Annotated in this window: 18 protein-coding genes, 1 rRNA gene and 1 riboswitch; of the genes, 3 read left to right on the plus strand and 16 right to left on the minus strand. The window is 71.1% G+C overall.

Features of this window, described 5'->3' with window-relative positions:
- Positions 1-106 precede the first annotated feature (106 nt).
- From ACFYWQ_RS17555 to ACFYWQ_RS17565, 3 genes are all read right to left on the minus strand, one after another.
- On the minus strand, positions 107-1,111 hold the full coding sequence (locus ACFYWQ_RS17555) for a carbohydrate ABC transporter permease (RefSeq protein ID WP_389517350.1): 1,005 nt from the start codon (positions 1,109-1,111) through the stop codon (positions 107-109).
- 6 nt (positions 1,112-1,117) lie between these two features.
- Complete coding sequence (locus ACFYWQ_RS17560; RefSeq protein ID WP_389517352.1) at positions 1,118-2,410, minus strand: extracellular solute-binding protein; 1,293 nt, start codon at positions 2,408-2,410, stop codon at positions 1,118-1,120.
- Between the two features lie 155 nt (positions 2,411-2,565).
- Positions 2,566-4,101: a glycoside hydrolase family 43 protein gene (locus tag ACFYWQ_RS17565; RefSeq protein ID WP_389517465.1), complete on the minus strand. Its 1,536-nt coding sequence runs from the start codon at positions 4,099-4,101 to the stop codon at positions 2,566-2,568.
- A gap of 283 nt (positions 4,102-4,384) precedes the next feature.
- Here ACFYWQ_RS17565 and ACFYWQ_RS17570 point away from each other — a divergent pair, with 283 nt between their 5' ends.
- A complete protein-coding gene (locus ACFYWQ_RS17570) occupies positions 4,385-4,780 on the plus strand; it encodes a molybdopterin-binding protein (protein ID WP_385074085.1) in 396 nt (131 codons plus the stop codon).
- Between the two features lie 204 nt (positions 4,781-4,984).
- Positions 4,985-5,404 (plus strand): molybdopterin-binding protein, encoded by a 420-nt coding sequence (locus ACFYWQ_RS17575; protein WP_389517354.1) that lies wholly within the window; start codon positions 4,985-4,987, stop codon positions 5,402-5,404.
- Between the two features lie 81 nt (positions 5,405-5,485).
- On the opposite strand, the gene gcvP is transcribed toward ACFYWQ_RS17575, so the two are convergent.
- Entirely contained in the window at positions 5,486-8,371 is a 2,886-nt protein-coding gene (gcvP, locus tag ACFYWQ_RS17580) for an aminomethyl-transferring glycine dehydrogenase (protein WP_389517357.1), read from the minus strand.
- 175 nt (positions 8,372-8,546) lie between these two features.
- Positions 8,547-8,642, minus strand: a riboswitch (glycine riboswitch).
- Between the two features lie 114 nt (positions 8,643-8,756).
- Between gcvP and ACFYWQ_RS17585 the strand changes: the two genes are divergently transcribed.
- The gene (locus ACFYWQ_RS17585) at positions 8,757-9,128 is read left to right on the plus strand and encodes a PRC-barrel domain-containing protein (RefSeq protein WP_389517359.1); all 372 of its coding nucleotides are present in this window, start codon (positions 8,757-8,759) and stop codon (positions 9,126-9,128) included.
- An 8-nt stretch (positions 9,129-9,136) separates the two neighbouring features.
- Here ACFYWQ_RS17585 and ACFYWQ_RS17590 read toward each other — a convergent pair whose 3' ends face one another.
- The 12 genes from ACFYWQ_RS17590 to rrf form a co-directional block, all read right to left on the minus strand.
- Positions 9,137-9,526 carry a nucleotidyltransferase domain-containing protein gene (locus ACFYWQ_RS17590; RefSeq protein ID WP_389517361.1) on the minus strand — a complete coding sequence of 130 codons (390 nt, stop codon included), beginning with the start codon at positions 9,524-9,526 and terminating at the stop codon, positions 9,137-9,139.
- Between the two features lie 53 nt (positions 9,527-9,579).
- Positions 9,580-11,049 carry a DNA polymerase IV gene (locus tag ACFYWQ_RS17595; RefSeq protein WP_389517363.1) on the minus strand — a complete coding sequence of 490 codons (1,470 nt, stop codon included), beginning with the start codon at positions 11,047-11,049 and terminating at the stop codon, positions 9,580-9,582.
- Positions 11,050-11,266: 217 nt separating this feature from the next.
- The gene (locus tag ACFYWQ_RS17600; protein ID WP_389517365.1) at positions 11,267-11,950 is read right to left on the minus strand and encodes a MerR family transcriptional regulator; all 684 of its coding nucleotides are present in this window, start codon (positions 11,948-11,950) and stop codon (positions 11,267-11,269) included.
- A 266-nt stretch (positions 11,951-12,216) separates the two neighbouring features.
- A complete protein-coding gene (locus ACFYWQ_RS17605; protein ID WP_030833746.1) occupies positions 12,217-12,690 on the minus strand; it encodes a bifunctional nuclease family protein in 474 nt (157 codons plus the stop codon).
- An 85-nt stretch (positions 12,691-12,775) separates the two neighbouring features.
- Entirely contained in the window at positions 12,776-13,513 is a 738-nt protein-coding gene (locus ACFYWQ_RS17610) for a MerR family transcriptional regulator (RefSeq protein WP_389517367.1), read from the minus strand.
- A gap of 42 nt (positions 13,514-13,555) precedes the next feature.
- Positions 13,556-14,440, minus strand: coding sequence for an FHA domain-containing protein (locus tag ACFYWQ_RS17615; RefSeq protein ID WP_389517467.1), 885 nt, complete (start codon positions 14,438-14,440; stop codon positions 13,556-13,558).
- Positions 14,441-14,522: 82 nt separating this feature from the next.
- Positions 14,523-15,461 (minus strand): DUF881 domain-containing protein, encoded by a 939-nt coding sequence (locus tag ACFYWQ_RS17620; RefSeq protein ID WP_389517369.1) that lies wholly within the window; start codon positions 15,459-15,461, stop codon positions 14,523-14,525.
- A gap of 5 nt (positions 15,462-15,466) precedes the next feature.
- The gene (locus ACFYWQ_RS17625) at positions 15,467-15,799 is read right to left on the minus strand and encodes a small basic family protein (RefSeq protein ID WP_030798533.1); all 333 of its coding nucleotides are present in this window, start codon (positions 15,797-15,799) and stop codon (positions 15,467-15,469) included.
- Complete coding sequence (locus tag ACFYWQ_RS17630) at positions 15,796-16,701, minus strand: DUF881 domain-containing protein (protein ID WP_389517371.1); 906 nt, start codon at positions 16,699-16,701, stop codon at positions 15,796-15,798. Before ACFYWQ_RS17630 ends, ACFYWQ_RS17625 begins: the two co-directional genes overlap by 4 nt.
- A gap of 98 nt (positions 16,702-16,799) precedes the next feature.
- On the minus strand, positions 16,800-19,295 hold the full coding sequence (locus ACFYWQ_RS17635) for a sugar phosphate nucleotidyltransferase (protein WP_389517373.1): 2,496 nt from the start codon (positions 19,293-19,295) through the stop codon (positions 16,800-16,802).
- 115 nt (positions 19,296-19,410) lie between these two features.
- Positions 19,411-20,019 (minus strand): CDP-alcohol phosphatidyltransferase family protein, encoded by a 609-nt coding sequence (locus ACFYWQ_RS17640; RefSeq protein ID WP_389517375.1) that lies wholly within the window; start codon positions 20,017-20,019, stop codon positions 19,411-19,413.
- Positions 20,020-20,129: 110 nt separating this feature from the next.
- A 5S ribosomal RNA gene (rrf, locus tag ACFYWQ_RS17645) occupies positions 20,130-20,221 on the minus strand; the annotation flags it as partial.

Below are 20,221 nucleotides of genomic sequence, written 5' to 3' on the forward strand. Positions count from 1 at the left end.
ACGGCACCGCCGGTCCCGCGGGCACTCACGGCACCGCCGGTCCCGCGGCCGCGCACGGCACCGTCCGTCTTGCGGGCGCGCACGGCGCCGCCGGTCTTGCGGGCGCTCACGAGCCGCCTCCTCGCAGGGTGGTGGTGGCCCCCTCCAGGTCGCGGCGGAGCACGAACCGCTGGTAGGCGAGGGCGAAGACGAGGCTGATGGCGAACATGGCCACGCTGATCGCGCTGGCGTAGCCGACCTGGTAGCGCTTGAAGCCGTACTGGAACATGGTCACGGCCATCGTCTCGGAGTGGTGGTCGGGGCCGCCCGCGGTGGTGACCCAGACCAGGTCGAAGAGCTGGATCGAGCCGATGACGGACAGGAAGACGCTGATCCGCAGCGTCGGCGCGAGCAGGGGCAGGGTGACGTGCCGGAAGCGCTGCCACGGTCCGGCCCCGTCGATGAGGGCCGCCTCGGTCAGCTCGGCCGGGATGGACTGGAGTCCGGCCAGGTAGAGCATCATGTGGAAGCCGAAGTACTTCCACGTCATGACCAGGAACAGGGTGGCCATGACGGTGGACGGGTCGGCGAACCACTGCCCGCCCAGCCCGTCCAGGCCGACCGCGCCGAGGACGTGGTCGGCGAGGCCGTCGTCCGGCGCGAAGATCATGCCGAACAGCACGCCCGTGATCGCCTCGGAGAGGATGTACGGCGCGAAGAACAGCATCCGGTACACGGCCCGGCCGCGGATCCGCTGGTTGAGCGCGACCGCCAGGGCGAGCGCGAACGGCAGCTGGAGTGCGAGCGAGAGCAGCACCAGCAGGAGGCAGCGCCACAGGTCACCGAGGAAGACGGGGTCCTCGAAGAGCCGGGTGAAGTTGTCGCCGCCGACGTAGTCCTCGGGCATGCCGAAGCCGCCCCAGCGGAAGAACGCGGCGTACAGCGCGAAGAGCATCGGCAGCAGCACCAGCGTGCCGAACAGCACCAGGGCGGGCACCTGGAGGCCGACGGCGGTGAGCCAGTGCCGCGCGCGCCGCCGGGCCCGTCCCCGGGCCGGGCCGGCGGCCGGGGGCGGGAGCGCGGCGCCGGCGTCCGGGCCGCTGCGCTTGTCCGGGAGGTAGGTCGAGGTCATCGCGGGCTACTGCTCTTCCTTCGCGACCTTGGTGATCGACTCGGCGACCTGCTGGGGCGACTTGGAACCGGCGATGAGGGCGGCGACGCTGTCGTTGACCTCCTGGCCGAGGGCGGGCGCGTACGCCTGGTCGAGATAGAGCTGGAAGCCGGTGGCCGCCTTCAACTGGGTCTGTACGGCGGTGAGGTTGGGGTCGGTGAGGGCGCTCTCGGCGGCCGGTACGACGGGCACCACGCCGGTCTTCTGGACCAGTTCGGTGTCGGTGGCGGCGGAGGCGAAGAACTTCAGGAAGTCCACGGCCGCCTGTGGGGCGCCCGCGCGCAGGGCGTGGCCGCCGCCTCCGCCGAACACCTCGGTGAGCGCGCCCTTGCCGCCCTCGACCGCGGGGAACGGGAAGAAGCCCAGGTCCGTGCCGAGCCCCTTGCCCGCGTCGGCCTGCACCACGGGCGCCCACTGGCCCATGAGTTCCATGGCGGCCTTGCCGTTGCCGACGGTGGCGGCCTGCCCGGTGGGGCTGGAGTAGGCGGCGCCGAGGAAACCCTTCTGGAACGGCTCAAGGTCGACCAGTTCCTTCAGGTGCTGCCCGGCCTGGACGAAGCCCTCGCCGGTGAAGTCCTTGTCGTCGCCGGCCTTCTGGACGGCGTCGGCTCCGGCGGTGCGCATCGCGAGGTAGGCCCAGTAGTACATGCCGGGCCACTTCTCCTTGCCGGCCAGGGCGAGCGGGGTGACACCGGCGGACTTCAGCTTCCGGACGGCGTCGAGGAAGCCGCTCCAGGTGGTGGGCGGCGCGTCAATGCCGGCCTGCCGGAAGAGCGCCTTGTTGTACCAGAAGCCGATCATCCCGATGTCGAACGGGATGCCGTAGGTCCGGTCGTCGAAGAGGTACGGCTCACTGGCGACCGGCAGCAGGTCCTTCGCCCAGTCCTGGGTGCGCTCGGTGAGGTCCTCCACGAGCCCCGCGTCGATCTGCTGCCGCAGGACGCCGCCGCCCCAGGTGTGGAAGATGTCGGGGAGCTTCCCGGAAGCGGTCAGGGCCGTCATCTTCGACTTGTAGGCGTCGTTCTCCAGCTGAACGATCTTGATCTTGACGTTCGGGTTCTGTGCCTCGAACTGCTTGGCCAGACCGGCCCAGACGTCCTTCGTCGGCTGGGTGGTGGAGATGTTCCACCACTCGACGGTGGTCGTCCCCGACGACCCTCCGTCCGAGTCGCCGCCGCAGGCGCTCAGTGCCGTCATGCTCAGACCGGCCGCGGCGGAGGCCGCCAGGAAGCCGCGGCGGGACAGTGCCGGGTGGCCCATCATGCGCTCCTCGGGGTTCGGGACGGCACACACCGCTGTCCGTCCGATATCGAAAGTTTCGCTTGAGATTCGGAAAGCTTCGCTGCTGCCGCACCCTAGAGACAGGCTCCGAGGGGTGGCAACCCCTTGAACACAGGCAATCCGGCGGGCGCGGTTCAGCGGGTCGGCCGGTGCTCGCACCAGTCGAAGGCCGCGGTGCCCTCGGTGACGTAGAGCCCGATGACCCGGCCGGTGAAGCCGCCGGCCACCTCGGTGGAGAGGTAGCGGCCGTCGAGCTCCGCCAGCGGCTCGGTGCCGTCCGCCGTTTCGACCGAGAAGGCGATCGTGTCGGGACCGGCCGGGCGCACCCCGTCGGCCCGCTGCCCCGGGGCCGTCACGGACGGCGCCACCTGGTCGGTCGTGCGGATGTCGACGACGAGGGTGAGGGGGCCGGGCGGCACCGGCCGCCGTGCGACCCACTGCCGTACGGGCCCGATCCGGACGACCACGCCCGCCTCGCCCCCGCTCACCTCCAGGTCGTAGTGGTGGGCCTCGTCGAGGCGGACGGAGAGCCCGGCGCGCCCGGATCCGGGCTCCAGACGGGCGGCCGTACGGCAGTCGGGGTGGCGCTGGCGGCGGCCGACGAAGGTGTATCCCGGGCGGTCGAGGCTGTCTCCGGTCGCGGTCAGGGTGAGCCGGCCGGGGCGGTCGCTCAGCGACCAGGAGCCCTCGGCCCGGCGGCGCGGGGAGATCCAGTACGGGGCGAGGCCGGGGGCGTCGAAGTCGTCCCGCTCCGGCTCGGGCGGGACGGGGTGCCAGGCACCCGCCGGCGCCGGGTGCCGCTCGCGCACCGGACCCGTCCGGGGCCAGCCGTCGACCCACTCGACCGGGACCAGGAAGGTCTCCCGGCCGAGCACGTGGAACCGGGGGAACCAGCCGCGCGGGCGCGTCCCGAGCAGCACCATCCACCACCGGCCGTCGGCCGCCTCGACGAGGTCGGCGTGGCCGGTGCACTGGACGGGCAGATCGGTGCCGGCGTGGGTGAGGAGGGGGTTGGCGGGGGCCGCCTCGTACGGGCCCAGCGGCGACCTGGCCCGCGCGACGGACACGCTGTGGCCGTGGGCCGTGCCGCCCTCGGCGAGCAGCAGGTACCACCACGGCCCGATGCGGTACAGGTGCGGGGCCTCGGGATGCTGGAGCCCCGTCCCGGACCACACGGGCACCGGCCCTTCGAGCACCTCGCCGGTCACCGGGTCGATCCGGGCGACCCGCACCCCCGAGACCGCGCACCAGCAGGAGCCGTCCTCGTCCCAGGCGAGGTCCGGGTCGATGCCGGGCAGGTCGATCCGGACCGGGTCGGACCACGGCCCCTCCGGCCGGTCGGCGGTGACGAGGAAGGTCCCGCCGCCGGCGACGTTGGTGGTGATCATGTAGAAGCGGCCGTCGTGGTACCGGATCGTCGGCGCGTAGATCCCCGCGGAGGCCGGCAGGTCGTCCGGCAGCGGCAGTTGGGCCGGGCGGTCCAGGACGTTGCCGATCTGGCGCCAGTGGACGAGGTCACGGCTGTGGAAGATGGGGACGCCCGGGAAGTACTCGAAGCTGGAGCAGACGACGTAGTAGTCGTCGCCGACCCGGCAGATGCTGGGGTCGGGGTGGAAGCCGGGGATGACGGGGTTGCCGTAGGTCCGGCCGGCCGCGCCGTCGTCCGCCATGGCGTTTGCGGTGCCGGTGGTCGTGTCACCCGCCGCGTCGCCCGTGGCGCCGCTGCTCCCGCCGCTCACCCCGCGATCCGTGCCGTCGCTCGTCCTCATGTGCCTCCGCCCCTCCGGGAGACCGAAGCGGTCGAAACATTCGGTCTCTTCGACGAACATTACGGAGCGGACTGTAGGCGGGCGGCCGACGGCTCGGCAAGGTGGACATCGCACAGCGGACGTCGCACGGCGCGCTCCGGGGCCCGGCGCCCGGCCGCGGACCGCACCGCCTATCGTGACCGGCATGCAGTCCTACACCATCGGCCAGGCCGCGCGGCTGCTCGGCGTGAGCCCCGACACCGCGCGCCGCTGGGCGGACGCGGGCCGAGTGGCGACCCACCGCGACGAGACCGGACGACGCCTCATCGACGGCAAGGACCTCGCCGCGTTCTCCGTCGAGCTCGCGGGCTCCGGCAGCGGCGAGGAGGGCGCCTCCTACACCTCCGTGCGCAACGCGTTCCCCGGCATCGTCACGGCGATCAAGCTCGGCGACGTCGCCGCCCAGGTCGACATCCAGGCCGGCCCGCACCGCCTCGTCTCCCTGCTGACCCGGGAGGCCGTCGAGGAGCTGGGCCTGGAGGTGGGGATGGAGGCCACCGCGCGAGTGAAGTCGACGAACGTGCACATCGACCGGGTCTGATCGCCGCCCTCCCGCCCCCGAGCGCCCTGACGAAGCCCGGACCGACGAAGGCCGGACCGACGAAGCCCGGACCGGCGAAGGCCGACGCGGCAGCGGCCCACAAGACCGACGTGCGGGCGGCGGGCGACCAGGCGGCCACGGCCAAGGCGGCACAGACGCACACATACCCGGCATAGAGGTCATGGGGCTCTACGGTGGGGTCCCATGACCTTGAGCATCCGCAACCAGCTCCCCGGCACCGTCAGCGACGTCACCCCGGGCGAGGTGATGGCCACTGTCAGGGTCCGGCTCACCGGCGGCCCCACGCTCACCGCGGCGATCACCCGGGAGGCGGTGACCGAGCTGGGTCTCGCCCCGGGCTCCACCGTGCTGGCGCTGGTGAAGTCGACGGAGGTGTCTCTCGCCACCGGCCACCTGGAGGGCCTGTCCATCCGCAACCGGCTTCCCGGCACGGTCGTGGGCCTCACCCTGGGCGCGGCCATGGCGTCCGTGAAGATCTCCGTCGCGGCCGGCGAGCTCACCGCGGCGATCACCCGGGAGGCGGCCACCGACCTCGGCCTCTTCGTCGGCTCGGACGTCGTCGCCCTGATCAAGTCGACCGAAGTGGCCCTGGCCACGGCCTAGGTGTGCCGTCCGGGCCGGTCGGTCGGGGCACGGCACGGCCGAGGGCCCCGTCCGGCGCGGACGGGGCCCTCGGCTGCCCGCTCAGTCCTCGTACGCGTCCAGCGGCGGGCACGAGCAGACGAGGTTCCGGTCACCGAAGGCCTGGTCGATGCGGCGCACCGGCGGCCAGTACTTGTCGGCGGCGGACACCCCGGCCGGGAAGACGGCCTCCTCGCGCGAGTAGGAGTGCTCCCACTCCCCGCCGAGCGCGGCCGCGGTGTGCGGGGCGTGGCGCAGCGGGTTGTCGTCGGCGGGCCACTGGCCCGAACCCACCTTGTCGATCTCCGCACGGATCGCGATCATCGCCTCGCAGAACCGGTCGAGCTCGGTCAGGTCCTCGGACTCGGTCGGCTCGATCATCAGCGTGCCGGCCACCGGGAACGACATCGTCGGCGCGTGGAACCCGTAGTCGATGAGCCGCTTGGCCACGTCGTCGACGCTCACCCCGGTCGCCTTGGTGAGCGGCCGCAGGTCGATGATGCACTCGTGCGCGACCAGCCCGCCGGGGCCGGTGTACAGCACCGGGTAGTGCGGCTCCAGTCGCTTGGCGATGTAGTTGGCGGACAGCACCGCCACCTGCGTGGCCCGCTTCAGCCCGTCCCCGCCCATGAGCCGCACGTACGCCCACGAGATCGGCAGGATGCCCGCGGAGCCCCAGGGCGCGGCCGAGATCGGCCCCACGCCCGTCTCCGGCCCGGCGGCGGGCTGGAGCGGGTGGTTCGGCAGGTACGGCGCCAGGTGCGAGCGCACGGCCACCGGCCCGACGCCGGGGCCGCCGCCGCCGTGCGGGATGCAGAACGTCTTGTGCAGGTTCAGGTGCGAGACGTCACCGCCGAAGTGCCCCGGCTTGGCGAGTCCGACGAGCGCGTTGAGGTTGGCGCCGTCGACGTACACCTGTCCGCCGGCCTCGTGCACCTGGGCGCAGATGTCGGCGACGTGCTCCTCGAACACGCCGTGCGTCGACGGATACGTGATCATCAGGACCGCGAGCTCGTCCCGGTGCTTGTCGATCTTCACCCGCAGGTCCTCGACGTCGATCTCGCCGTCCCCTGCCGTGCCCACCACGACGACCTTCATGCCGGCCATCACGGCACTGGCGGCGTTGGTGCCGTGCGCGGACGACGGGATGAGGCACACGGTCCGCTGCTCGTCACCGTTGGCCCGGTGGTACCCCCGTACGGCGAGCAGACCGGCCAGCTCGCCCTGCGACCCGGCGTTGGGCTGGAGGGACACCTTGTCGTACCCGGTGACCTCGGCGAGACGTTCCTCCAGCTCGTGGATGAGCGTGAGGTAGCCCTCCGCCTGCTCGGCGGGCGCGAACGGGTGCAGCTGCCCGAACTCGGGCCAGGTGACCGGCTCCATCTCGGTGGTCGCGTTGAGCTTCATGGTGCAGGAGCCCAGCGGGATCATGCCGCGGTCGAGCGCGTAGTCCCGGCCGGCGAGCCGGCGCAGGTAGCGCAGCATCGCGGTCTCGGAGCGGTGCCGGTGGAAGACGGGATGGGTGAGGATCGCGTCGGTGCGCAGCAGCGCGGCCGGCACCGCGTCCTCGGTCACCGCGTCGAGTTCCTCGACGTCCCCGTCGACCCCGAAGGCGGCCCAGACGGCACTCACCTGGGCCCGCCCGGTGGTCTCGTCGCAGGCGATCGACACCCGGTCGGCGTCGACGAGGCGCAGGTTCACGCCGTTCTCGCGCGCGGCGGCGACGACCTCGGCGGCCCGGCCGGGCACCCGCACGGTCAGCGTGTCGAAGAACGAACCGTGCACGACCTCGACACCGCCGGCCCTCAGGCCGCCGGCGAGGACGGAGGCGTACCGGTGGGTGCGCCGCGCGATCGTCCTGAGCCCCTCGGGGCCGTGGTGGACGGCGTACATCCCGGCCATGACGGCGAGCAGCACCTGCGCGGTGCAGATGTTGCTGGTGGCCTTCTCCCGGCGGATGTGCTGCTCACGCGTCTGGAGCGCCAGCCGGTAGGCCTTGTTCCCGTCCGCGTCCACGGACACGCCGACGAGCCGGCCGGGCAGGCTGCGCGCGAACTTCTCGTGGACGGCCATGTAGCCGGCGTGCGGCCCGCCGAAGCCCATCGGCACACCGAACCGCTGCGTCGTGCCGACCGCGATGTCCGCGCCCAGCTCACCGGGCGACGTCAGCAGCGTCAGCGCGAGCAGGTCGGCGGCGACGGTGACGAGCGCGCCCAGCGCGTGGGCCTGCTCGATGACCGGCCTGATGTCGCGTACGGCGCCGGAGGCGCCCGGGTACTGGAGGAGCACACCGTTGATCTCGCGCTCGGCGACCTCGGCCGGGATCCCGTCACCGAGGTCGGCGACGACCACCTCGACACCCGTCGGCTCGGCCCGCGCCTCGATCACGGCGATGGTCTGCGGCAGCGCGTCCGCGTCGACCAGGAACAGGCCCTTCTTGTTCCGGCCCATACGGCGGGAGAGCGCCATCGCCTCGGCGGCGGCGGTGCCCTCGTCGAGCAGCGAGGCACCGGACGTGGGCAGCCCGGTGAGGTCGGCGACCATGGTCTGGAAGTTCAGCAGCGCCTCGAGCCGCCCCTGGGAGATCTCCGGCTGGTACGGCGTGTAGGCCGTGTACCAGGCCGGGTTCTCCATGACGTTGCGCAGGATCACCGGCGGCGTGAACGTCCCGTAGTAGCCCAGGCCGATCATGGAGTCGAGGACCTGGTTGCGGTCGGCCAGCGAGCGCAGCTCGGCCAGCACCTCGGCCTCGGACCGCGCGTCCGGCAGGTCCAGCGCGTCGGCGTTCTTGATCACATCGGGGACGGCGGCGGCGGTGAGCTCGTCCAGCGAGCCGTACCCGACCTGCGCGAGCATCTTGGCCCGCGCCTCCTGGTCGGGCCCGATGTGGCGCTGCTCGAACGGGTTTGCCCGTTCGAGGTCGGCGAGCGGAATGCGATGGGCGGTCATTGCGGAGGCCTCCTGGTCTGACGCGACCTTCGAGGGGCACCACGGCACGGGTACCCGGACGGCCTCCCCCTCTGTCATCTCGACCTGAGAGCTTCACCGGCCGCCCGTGGACGCCCGGCTTTCACCGTCGGTGAGGGCGGAAGCCATCGACGTCCGCCCTGCTTTCCAGAGTGACCTCGTCCGTGCGGTACGTGGGCCTGAGAGATTCCGGGGAGGATTTGCTCCTTCGGCGCCTCCGGTGTTCTCCGGAGGACTCTCCCGCACGGGGTCAGCAGCCGTAGTCAGACTATCAGCGAGGTCAACGGTGCCCCCTGTCGAGTGGCCGCCATCACCGATGTGCTCTTTTGTAGTGCTTACGAATGAGTTGCGACCACGTGGAGGGCCCGTGCAGACCGACATCGATCCGCGCAACCTGATCGGCCGCAAGGCGTTCGACCGTCATGGCACCAAGATCGGCACGATCGACGAGGTCTACCTCGACGACGCCACCGGCGTGCCGGAGTGGGCGGCCATACGGACCGGCCTGTTCTCCCGGGACGCCTTCGTCCCCCTGGAGCCCAGCGAACTCGTTGAGGGCACCCTGCGCGTCCCGTTCGACCGCTCTCTGATCAAGGACGCCCCGGACTTCGGCGTCGGCCGCCACCTCTCCCCGGAGCAGGAACTCCAGCTCTACCACCACTACGGCCTCGACGTGGGCGCCCCTCCCCCGACGGAGGACCACGACTTCGGCACCCTGGCCGGCCGGGACGACACCTGACCCCGCGGTCAGCCGCAGGCCCGCAGCAGCCGCGCCAGCAGCCCGGCGGGGTCGAGCAGGACGCGCGCACCGTCCCGCACGACGCGCCGGGTCCCGGCGTCGACGGGGTCCGTGCGCGCCCAGTCCGGCGCGCCGATGTTCACCTCGACCTCCAGCCCGGAGGCGGTGACCTGCCGCCACTCGGTGACGGGCCCCCACGCCCCGACACGGACCACCTCGCCCAGGGCGAGCTCGCGGAGCCAGGCGTCGTCGTCGGCGTACCCGGCGGCCCGGGTCGTCAGGACGACGAGATCGACGTCGGAGTCCTGCCGCGCCGCACCCCGGGCCCATGACCCGACCAGCAGCACTCCGACGACGTCGCTCCGGCCGAGGGCCCACGCCGTGATCCGCTCCACCACCGTCCGGACCTCGGCACACCGCTCCGGCGACACCCCGGAAGGACTCTTCCCGGTCACCGGACGGCCCCCGGCCGCTCCACCGGTACCCCGCCCGCCTGCGCCCCGCCCAGGGGCCCCGCCTCCCCGGCCGCGTCCTCCACCGCGCCGTCCGCGTCCCCCACCGCGCCGTCCGCCGTCGGGGCCTCTTCCGGTCTTCGCCGGACCAGCGGCAGCGGATCCGCCGGCTCCAGGTCCGGGTCGTCGATCCGGAACGTGCGCACCCGCCCCACCTCCGACTGCGGTGTCTCGAACCGCACGGTGACCCGTCCCAGGCCACTGCCCTGCACCCAGCCATGCCCCAGCACGGCATGCCGCACATCGTGCCCCGGACGCCACTGGTGTCCGTCCGGCACCGCGTCCTCCCGCGCCGGCTCGTCCGGCACCTCCTCCTCGACGCCCTCCGCTCTCGCCTCGGCGACCTGCGCGAACAGATCCTCCTGGGTGAAGTCGGCCAGGCCGCTGACACCGACCCCGAGCAGCCGCACCCCGCCCGTGGTGTCCACCGCGTCCAGCAGCCGGCCGGCCGCCTCCCGCACAACCGCGGGGTCGTCCGTGGGCCCCCGCAGGGTCTCGGACCGGGTGAGCGTGGAGAAGTCGTACCGCCGCACCTTCAGCACGATGGTCCGCCCCGACAGCCCGGCCCCCCGCAGCCTGCGCACACACCGGTCGGCCAGCCGCTGCACCTCCAGCTCCACCCGCACCCGGTCATGGATGTCCACGTCGTACGTGTCCTCGACCGACACCGACTTGGTCTCCCGCTCCGCCACCACGGGCCGGTCGTCCCGCGCCAGCGCCATCGCGTACAGGCCGTGCCCGTGGGCCTTGCCCAGCAGCCGTACGAGCTCGTCCTCACCGGCCTCGACGATCTCGTCGACCGTGGTGATCCCCGCCCGGCGCAGATGGTCACCGGTCGCCGGACCCACCCCCGGCAGGGTCCGCACCGGCATCGGCCCGAGCAGCGCCCGCTCCGTGCCCGGCTCGATCAGCACCAGGCCGTCGGGCTTGGCCTGCTCCGAGGCGATCTTCGCGAGCATCTTGGAGCCGGCCAGTCCCACCGATCCCGTGAGGCCGGTGACCGCACGGATGTCCGCCCGCAGCCGCACCCCGGCCAGCCGCGCCGACCCGCTGTCCCAGGCCGCCTCCCCGGCCTCCAGGTCCACGAACGCCTCGTCCAGGCTCAGCGGCTCGACCAACGGGGACAGGGACCGCAGCAACCCCATCACCTGGTCGCTGATCGACCGGTAGAACGTGAAGCGCGGAGTGAGATAGGCGGCGTTCGGCGCCAGCCGGCGGGCCTGGGCCATGGGCATCGCCGAGTGCACACCGAAGACCCTTGCCTCGTACGAGGCGGTCGCCACCACCCCGCGCGGTCCCAGCCCGCCCACGACGACGGCCTTCCCGCGCAGACTCGGCTTGGACGCCTGCTCCGCCTGGGCGAAGAAGGCGTCCATGTCGAGATGCAGGATCGTGGGCGCGTTTCTCACATCTCCGATGCTGCACCACACCACTGACAACGGCACCGGACCGCACCGACACCAGCACGGGAGCACCGGACCGCACCCACAACGGCACCGGAGCACCGGACCGCCCGCATGCCCACCCCTGTGCTCCCGGACGGCCCGGGACGCCGTCCCGCCGGCGCCCGGCCGCCGGCCCGGCACCTCGCCGGTCCAGACCCCGCCCGCCGGCGCCCGTCGGGTCTCAGACCGCCCGGTTGCGCCGCCGCGCCAGCTCGTCCGCCGGGTTGTGCCCGACGAGCGTCTCCCCGGTGTCCACCCGCTCGCCGTGCAGCTGGGACAACGCGCTCTCGACGTCCCGCCACACCACGCCCACCGCGATCCCGAAGATGCCCTGACCGCCCTGGAGCAACGCGTGCACCTCGTCCGGCGAGGTGCACTCGTAGACCGTGGCACCGTCGCTCATCAGCGTCATGCGCTCCAGGTCGCGAAACCCGCGCTCCCGCAGGTGCTGGACGGCGGTGCGGATGTTCTGCAGTGAGACACCGGTGTCGAGGAACCGCTTGACGATCTTCAGGACGACGACGTCCCGGAAGCTGTACAGACGCTGCGTGCCGGACCCGTGCGCGGGCCGCACGCTCGGCTCGACGAGCCCGGTGCGCGCCCAGTAGTCCAGTTGTCGATAGGTGATGCCGGCGGCCGCACACGCCGTCGGGCCCCGGTAGCCGATCTGCTCGGACGCCATGGACGCCGTCCCTCCGCTGCTCGGCACGGCCGCCGGTCGCTGGGGAGCGAGGTCGGCCCCGCCGCTGTGCGCGGGGTACCCCCTGCCCGAGCGCAGCCGAGAACTCGGGGAAGGGTACGGACCGCTCCCCCCGACACCGAATCCGGGGGCACCCCCAGCCGTACCGTCGCCGCTGCTTCCCACGCCGACCTCCGTCCTTGACCTGCCTTCTCGACGGTAGGCAGTCACCAGGGGTGCGTCAACGATCGCCACACTCGCCACGCCGAGTGATAATCACCCAAGGAGTGGTTTCCCGCACCCCACCGCGGGGAAAGGCTAGCCGAATGCGCGGAGCGGGAGCCGTGGGCCGCTCCCACGGGCCACCGGCACATGACACACAGGGCACGCCCCGGGCGCCCCTTTGCGCGCGCGGCCCGTCCCGCCGGCCGGGCACGGACGGGCACCGCCCGCTACTGGTTGCTGGAGCCGAAGTCCTCCGGCGAGATCTGGTCGAGGAACTCGCGGAACTTCTCCACCTCGTCCTCCTGCTCGTCCGGGATGGCGATGCCCGCGTCGTCCAGGACCGTGTCGCTGCCGTAGATCGGCGTCCCGGTGCGCAGCGCCAGCGCTATGGCGTCGGACGGGCGCGCACTCACCTCGACACCACTGGCGAAGACCAGCTCGGCGTAGAAGACCCCCTCACGCAGGTCCGTGATGCGCACTTCCGTGAGCTCCTGGCCGACGGCCTCCAGCACGTCCTTGAACAGGTCGTGGGTCAGCGGCCGCGCGGGAGCCATGCCCTGCTGGGCGAAGGCGATCGCCGTCGCCTCCCCCGGTCCGATCCAGATGGGGAGGTAACGGTCGCCCCCCACTTCACGCAGCAGCACGATCGGTTGGTTGGAGGGCATCTCGACCCGGACACCTACGACATCGAGCTCGTTCACACAGCAACCCTAGGCCGTGCCCGGGACGTTTGGGTAGTCGGGCCGGGAACGGGTGACCGATCCGGCCTCCCGGAGAGCCCGCCCGTCAGGGCAACCGCACGCCGAGCGCGGTCTGCACGAGCGCCGCGTGCAACCGGACCGTCAGCCCCGCGAGCTCCTTCGTACGGGCCTCCGCATGCGCCCTGGTCTGGGGATTGCGATGCCGCCGGAGCGGGGCGACCACCTGGTCCACGAGCCCCGCCTCACGGTCCGCGGCGGCCTTCATCACCCGCAGGTGCCGGGGTTCGATACCGAAGCGCCCCAGCTCGGCGACGAGCGAGGCCACCGTGGCCGCCTCCGCGTCGTACACCCCGTCCTCCAGGGGCACGAGGAGCCCGTACGCCTCCCACTCCTCGAGCTCCGGCTCCTCGACCCCCGCGGCCGCCAGCAGCTCGGCCCGCCCGATACGGGCCACCGTAGGCACGTCGGACAGCTCGGGCACGGCCTCACCGTCCCGCTGCCGGCCCACGGTCGGCAGCGGCGCGGCCTCACCGCGCTCCATGGCGTCCAGGTGCTCCCGGATCACCTTGAGCGGCAGATAGTGGTCCCGCTGCATCCTCAGCACGTGGCCGAGGCGCTCGACGTCCTGCGCGCTGAACTTGCGATACCCCGAAGGGGTCCGTTCCGGCTCGACCAGTCCCTCCGACTCCAGAAAGCGGATCTTCGAGATGGTGACGTCGGGAAACTCGTCACGCAGCACGTTCAGCACCGCGCCGATGCTCATCGGACCGGCGTCCGCGGCGGCGGTGCCGTGACCGGCACCGCCCCTCGGTGTTCGCAGCATGGACCTTCCCTGGGGACACCCCCGGACGGAACCCGGGGAGGGTCAGTAGCCTCGCTGGCTCGCGTAGAAGACCAGCCGGTACTTGCCGATCTGCACCTCGTCACCGTTCGACAGAGCGACCTCGTCGATCCGCTCCCGGTTGACGTACGTGCCGTTCAGACTGCCGACGTCGGCCACCGTGAACGAACCGTCCGGCCGACGGCGGAACTCCACATGACGGCGCGAGACGGTCACGTCGTCGAGGAAGATGTCGCTCTGCGGGTGACGCCCGGCCGTGGTCAGGTCGCCGTCCAGCAGGAAGCGGCTGCCCGAGTTGGGCCCGCGCCGCACGACCAGCAGCGCGGAGCCGAGCGGCAGCGCGTCCACCGCGGCCTGCGCCTCGGGGGAGAGCGCCGGCAGCTGCGTCTGACCGGTGGTCTCGGAGTCGTAGGCCTCGAGACCGGAGATGGAGATGGTGGAGGTCGTCTCCGACGCACGCTCGGGCGTCAGACCGGGCCTCAGCGGCGCGCCGCAGTTGGAGCAGAAGCGGCTGTTCTCCGCGTTGCGGTTACCGCACCTCGTACACACCAGGGCCGTCATAGGGGAAAACCCTCCACCCGTACTCGAGGTCGACGGTTGGCCGAAACCTATGCCGCCGGCCTGGGCAGGGTCAACCGACGCCCCGCCCTGGCCTCCCGGAATGTCACCGCCCGGACCAGCCACCTGGTCGCGGAACAGCGGCCGCTCACCTTCCGCCTCGGGCTGTGCGCGATGACGGGCGGTCGCGTTGTCGCTGCCCTCTCGCGCGCTCTTGCCGAACAACTTCGCAAACAACTTCACGGGCGATTCCCCTTGACCGAAACAGACCCGCCCGTGGGGCAGGACGAACCCTGACTGAATACACCGGCCGACCCGGACACCTTCACAACGTCCGTATCCACCAGACAGTTTCCACCACGCACCACCCGATCGGTGCGCCGACCCCCCGCAACCTCATGCCCCTGCCGGACGGCCCCCATGCACCCCCGGTTCACTGGGAGGACGACCGAGCGTAGTCAGGCTGCTGCGCCGCTCGCAAGGCGTCCACGACGATCTTGGTCGATCGCTCGACGGTCACGGTGGCCTGCTCCTTCTCAAGAGTCTGCACCACGCCTCCAGGGATGTTGAGCGCCGGTTCGAGGTCCTGCGGCTTGCCGATGACCTTGAAACGATAGGGCGCGTTGATCTTGTTCCCGTCGACGCTCACGCTCTTGCCGGAATCCGTCAGAAACGTGTCGGCGACGACCCGTACACCGTTCACCTGGATCGCCTCCGCCCCCGCCGCGCGCAGCTCCTGGATCGCGTCGAGCAGCATGTCCGCCTCGACCGTCCCCTTCGTGTCCTCGATGGTCATGGTGATGCCGGGCCCCTGGGCGGCCACCGTGCCCGCCAGGACACCCAGTTGCTTCTCCTTCTCGACCGTCTGCTTCCGTGCCTCTTCGGCCTGGTCGGAACTGTTCTCCAGCTCCTGCCGCTGCTCCTCGAGGCCTTGCTTCTCGTCCTCAAGACGCTGAGTGCGGTCATCGAGTTCATCGAGGATGCGCACGAGATCCTCCTGGCGCGCGCCGCGCAGGGCGTTGCCGCTCTCGCTGTTGGAGGCGACCTGGACGGCCAGGCCGAAACCGAGGCCGAACAGCAGCACGGCGACGATGAGTTGGGCCCGGGTCACGCGCGGCGGCCACAGTCCCTTCACCAGCCGCTGCCGCCCCGTCAGCGCGGGTTCCGCGGCCTGCCCCGGCCCCTGCTGCTGTCGGGGCACCGCGGGCACCTCCGCGGGCAACTCCTTGCGCAGCCGGGTCGTCGCCGTGTCGTCCCGGTGCGACCCGTTGCCGTGCGGCTCGTGACGGTGCGTCCCGCCCCGGTGCGCCTCGCTCCTGTGCGACCCGCTCCGGTTCGTCTCGTCCCGGCGCGTCTCGTCCTGGTCGTTCATCGGCCTCACGCCCGGAACACGTGCCGGCGGATCGCCGCGGCATTGGAGAAGATGCGGATGCCGAGGACGACCACCACACCCGTGGACAGCTGGGATCCGACGCCCAACTCGTCGCCCAGGAAGACGATCAGCGCGGCGACGACCACGTTCGACAGGAACGACACCACGAAGACCTTGTCGTCGAAGATCCCGTCCAGCATGGCCCGCAGCCCGCCGAACACCGCGTCCAGCGCCGCCACGACGGCGATCGGCAGGTACGGAACGACAGCGGCCGGAATCTCGGGCTGGACCAACAGGCCGGCCACGACGCCCACGACGAGGCCCAGTACGGCGATCACGATGCGTCCTTCTCAGTTATCGGCTGTGCTGTACGTACGATCACACTCGGCGCGGCGGGCACCCGGACGTCGTCCTGCACGGAGATGGCGGTCCGGATGCCGAAGTTCTCCTGCAAGGCGTGCAGGTACAGCCCGTCGGAGCTGTCCTGGAACCGGGTACTGAGGTTCCGCCCGTCCCCCACCGCCAGCACCGTGTACGGCGGCACCAGCGGTTTGTTGTCGACCAGTATCGCGTCACCCGCGGCCCGGATCGCCGACAGGGCCGTCAGTCGCTGCCCGTTGATGGAGACCGCCTCGGCGCCGGAGGCCCACAGCCCGTTCACCACACGCTGCATGTCACGGTCGCGCACCCGCCCGGTGTCGGAGAACCCGGAGGTCTCGCGGGGGTCGCCGTCGCCGCCCGTGGAGGCTTCCTCGGCGTCGTCCACGACGAGTTCGATCCCTGGCCCGTGCACCGCGACGGCGCCCGCCAGCATGCCCACCAGCTCCGCCTGCTCACCGCCGCCGCTGTCCCTGAGCGCTTCGCGCTGCCGGGCGCTCACGTCGGCGCGCAGTTCGTCGACGGTGTCCTCCAGATCGTCGGCCGCCTCGGTCTCGCGGTCGATGCGGTCGATCAGCTCCTCGCGCTCCTTGGCGACGACCGGGGCGGCGGTCCGCGCCTGGGCCGCGCCGACGGTCACCACGAGGGCCGCGAGCACCAGCCCGGCGGCCAGTCCCATCCTGGCCCGCAGGGTCCTGGGCAGGCCCTTGGTCCCGTCGGCCTGTTTCCGGGCGGCCGCCTCGGCGTACCCGTCGTCGAGGCTGTGGTCCATGACGTTGGTGAGCAGCGACATGGACGCGTCCGGGCGCGAGGCGCGCGCGGGTGTGCTCCGAACGGGGGGCTGCTGCGGCATGCCGCACATCGTCGCATGTCGCGGCCACTACCTGTGAACGACCCCACCGGCGTGCCGGACAGGCCTCCCCGGGGCCACCTGTCCGGCACGCGCGCGTGGACGTGCTGTCAGCGCCCGGCGCTGTCCACCACGGTCGCCCACTCGTCCAGCAGGGCCTGTGCGGAGGCGTCGTCGGGGCCTTCGGCCCACAGATGGGTGACGGCCTCGGCGGGGTCCGGCAGGACCATGACCCAGCGTCCGTCCGTCTCCACCACCCGGACGCCGTCGGTGGTGTCCACGAAGCGGTCTCCGGCCGCCTCGACGACCCGCCGCATCACGAGCCCCTTCACGGCCCACGGGGTCGCCAGATCCCGCTTCAGGACGTGCGCCCGCGGGATCCGCGCGTCGATCTGGCTCAACGTGAGCTGCGTCCGGGCCACGAGCCCGATCAGCCGCACGAACGCCGCGGTCCCGTCGAAGACGCTGCTGAACTCCGGGACGATGAACCCGCCCTTGCCGTCCCCGCCGAAGATCGTCGACTCGTCCCGCCCGACCCGGGTGAGGTCGTCGGGCGAGGTCGTCGTCCACTCGACCTGCGTTCCGTGGTAGGCCGCCACCTGTTCGGCGATCCGGGTCGTCGTCACCGGCAGGGCGACCCGCCCGCTGCGCCGCTCGGCGGCCACCAGGTCGAGCATCACGAGCAGCGCCCGGTCGTCCTCGATGATCCGGCCCTTCTCGTCCACCAGGGACAGCCGCTCACCCACGGGGTCGAACCGCACGCCGAACGCGGCCCGCGAGGAGGCGACGATCTCGCCGAGCCGTACGAGCCCCCGGCGGCGCATGTCGGCCGTCTCCGTCGGCCTGGACTCGTCCAGACCGGGGTTGATGGTCAGCGAGTCCACCCCGAGCTTGCCGAGCAGGCTCGGCAGGACGAGCCCGGCGCTTCCGTTCGAGGCGTCGACCACGACCTTCAGGCCGGACTCGGAGATCCCGGTGGTGTCCACGTTCCGCAGCAGCGACCCGGTGTAGGAGTCGAAGACGCTGGCCGGGAAGTGCAGGTCCCCGATCTCTCCGGGGAACGCCCGCCGGTACTCCTGCCGCGCGAACACCCGGTCCAGCTTCCGTTGACCGCCCTGCGACAGATCGGCGCCCTGTCCGTCGAAGAACATGATGTCCACGGAGTCCGGCACCCCGGGCGAGGTCCGGATCATGATGCCGCCGGCGCTGCCCCGAGCGGTCTGCTGCCGCGCCACCGGCAGCGGTACGTTCTCCAGGTCCCGTACGTCGATGGCGCTGGCCTGAAGCGCGGAGATGACCGCCCGCTTGAGCGCCCGGGCACCACGGGAGTGGTCGCGGGCGGTGGTGACGGTGGAGCCCTTCTTCAGGGTGGTGGCGTAGGCACCGGCCAGCCGCACGGCCAGTTCGGGCGTGATCTCGACGTTCAGGATGCCGGAGACACCGCGGGCGCCGAAGAGGTGCGCCTGTCCGCGGGACTCCCAGATCACCGACGTGTTGACGAACGCGCCGGCTTCGATGGTCTTGAACGGATAGACCCGCACATTGCCCTGCACGATCGATTCTTCACCGATCAGGCATTCATCACCGATGACGGCCCCGTCCTCGATCCGGGCGGCCCGCATGATGTCGGTGTTCTTCCCTACGACGCATCCGCGCAGATTGCTGTGCTGTCCGACGTACACGTTGTCGTGGACGACGGCCTTGTGCAGGAAGGCGCCGCTCTTCACTACGACGTTGGAGCCGATGACACTGTGTTCGCGGATTTCCGCGCCGGCCTCGACCTTGGCGTAGTCACCGATGTAGAGGGGTCCGCGCAGAACGGCGTCGGGGTGGACTTCGGCGCCCTCGGCCACCCATACGCCCGGGGAGATCTCGAAACCGTCGAGTTCGACGTCGACCTTGCCTTCGAGGACGTCGGCCTGGGCCTTCACATAGCTCTCGTGGGTGCCGACGTCCTCCCAGTAGCCCTCGGCGACATAGCCGTAGATCGGCTTGCCCTCCTTCATGAGCTGCGGGAAGACGTCACCGGACCAGTCGACGGGCACGTCGGCCTCGACGTAGTCGAAGACCTCGGGTTCCATCACGTAGATACCGGTGTTCACGGTGTCCGAGAAGACCTGGCCCCAGGTCGGCTTCTCGAGGAAGCGCTCGACCTTGCCTTCCTCGTCGACGATCGTGATGCCGAATTCCAGCGGATTGGGCACGCGCGTCAGGCAGACGGTGACCAGCGCGCCCTTTTCCTTGTGGAAGTTGATCAGTTCGGTGAGGTCGAAGTCGGTCAGTGCGTCGCCGGAGATGACCAGGAAGGCGTCGTCCTTCAACGCCTCCTCGGCGTTCTTGACGCTTCCGGCGGTACCGAGTGGCTTCTCCTCGTTGGCATAGCTGAGCTCCATTCCGAGCTCTTCACCGTCACCGAAGTAGTTCTTGACCAGTGACGCCAGGAACTGAACAGTGACGACGGTCTCGTTGAGCCCATGCCTTTTGAGCAGCCGCAGAACGTGCTCCATGATCGGCCGGTTGGCCACCGGCAGGAGCGGCTTGGGCATGCTCGAGGTCATAGGGCGAAGGCGCGTGCCTTCGCCTCCGGCCATCACGACGGCCTTCATGTCGGAAGCGTCCTCCTTGAAGAGACGACGGTCTAGCCGACTTCACCCGTCCAGATTGTCCCGCACTTTTCGGCGGCGGGCCATCGAGCCACTTCTCGGCAGGCGATCGACAGGCTCAGTCGGCCATGGCGTCCGCACGGACCAGGCGGCGGACTTGTACCACGTAGAGGACTCCTGCCCACCAGTAGAGCGTTGTACCCCATCCGGCGAACGCCCATCCGAAAATTGCAGCGAGTGACGAGAGCCATCCGGTTCCGTCACTGAGCAGGAGAAGCGGGAAGGCGTACATCAGGTTGAAGGTGGCCGCCTTCCCCAGGAAGTTCACCTGCGGCGGCGGATAGCCGTGCCGTCTGAGGACGCCCACCATCACCAGCAGGACCAGCTCTCGCGCGAGAAGTACAGCGGTCAACCAGAGGGGCAGAATGTCCCGCCAGGTGAGGCCTACCAGGGTCGAGAGGATGTAGAGCCGGTCCGCGGCCGGGTCGAGGAGCCGGCCGAGGCTGCTGACCTGGTTCCAGCGTCGCGCGAGCTTGCCGTCCAGGTAGTCGCTGACCCCGCTCAGGGCCAGCACCAGCAGGGCCCAGCCGTCGCTCTGCGGCCCCCCGAACTCAGGCCTGAGAATCAGCCACAGGAACAGCGGTACGCCGACGAGACGCGCCATGCTGAGGATGTTCGGGATGGTGAGGACCCGGTCGGTCTGAACACGGGTCTCCTGGACCTCCACCCGGGGGCCTCCAGTAGGAAAACGAGCCAACGATGCTCCCCGACCTTACCTCAACGCAAAAAAGCTCTGGCTCCCGGGCTGTATGCCCGGGAGCCAGAGCTCCAATTATTGTTCGGCGGCGTCCTACTCTCCCACAGGGTCCCCCCTGCAGTACCATCGGCGCTGTAAGGCTTAGCTTCCGGGTTCGGAATGTAACCGGGCG

The organism is Streptomyces sp. NPDC003247 (genome assembly GCF_042888135.1).
Taxonomy (GTDB): Bacteria; Actinomycetota; Actinomycetes; order Streptomycetales; family Streptomycetaceae; genus Streptomyces.

Bases quoted from the DNA above. Each gene is read 5' to 3' on its own strand.
- ACFYWQ_RS17560 (WP_389517352.1), bottom strand. From the start codon at position 2,410: ATGGGCCACCCGGCACTGTCCCGCCGCGGCTTCCTGGCGGCCTCCGCC.
- ACFYWQ_RS17620 (WP_389517369.1), bottom strand. From the start codon at position 15,461: ATGAACGACCAGGACGAGACGCGCCGGGACGAGACGAACCGGAGCGGG.
- ACFYWQ_RS17570 (WP_385074085.1), top strand. From the start codon at position 4,385: ATGCAGTCCTACACCATCGGCCAGGCCGCGCGGCTGCTCGGCGTGAGC.
- ACFYWQ_RS17630 (WP_389517371.1), bottom strand. From the start codon at position 16,701: ATGTGCGGCATGCCGCAGCAGCCCCCCGTTCGGAGCACACCCGCGCGC.
- ACFYWQ_RS17555 (WP_389517350.1), bottom strand. From the start codon at position 1,111: ATGACCTCGACCTACCTCCCGGACAAGCGCAGCGGCCCGGACGCCGGC.
- gcvP (WP_389517357.1), bottom strand. From the start codon at position 8,371: ATGACCGCCCATCGCATTCCGCTCGCCGACCTCGAACGGGCAAACCCG.
- ACFYWQ_RS17565 (WP_389517465.1), bottom strand. From the start codon at position 4,101: ATGGCGGACGACGGCGCGGCCGGCCGGACCTACGGCAACCCCGTCATC.
- ACFYWQ_RS17575 (WP_389517354.1), top strand. From the start codon at position 4,985: ATGACCTTGAGCATCCGCAACCAGCTCCCCGGCACCGTCAGCGACGTC.
- ACFYWQ_RS17635 (WP_389517373.1), bottom strand. From the start codon at position 19,295: ATGAAGGCCGTCGTGATGGCCGGAGGCGAAGGCACGCGCCTTCGCCCT.
- ACFYWQ_RS17610 (WP_389517367.1), bottom strand. From the start codon at position 13,513: ATGCTGCGAACACCGAGGGGCGGTGCCGGTCACGGCACCGCCGCCGCG.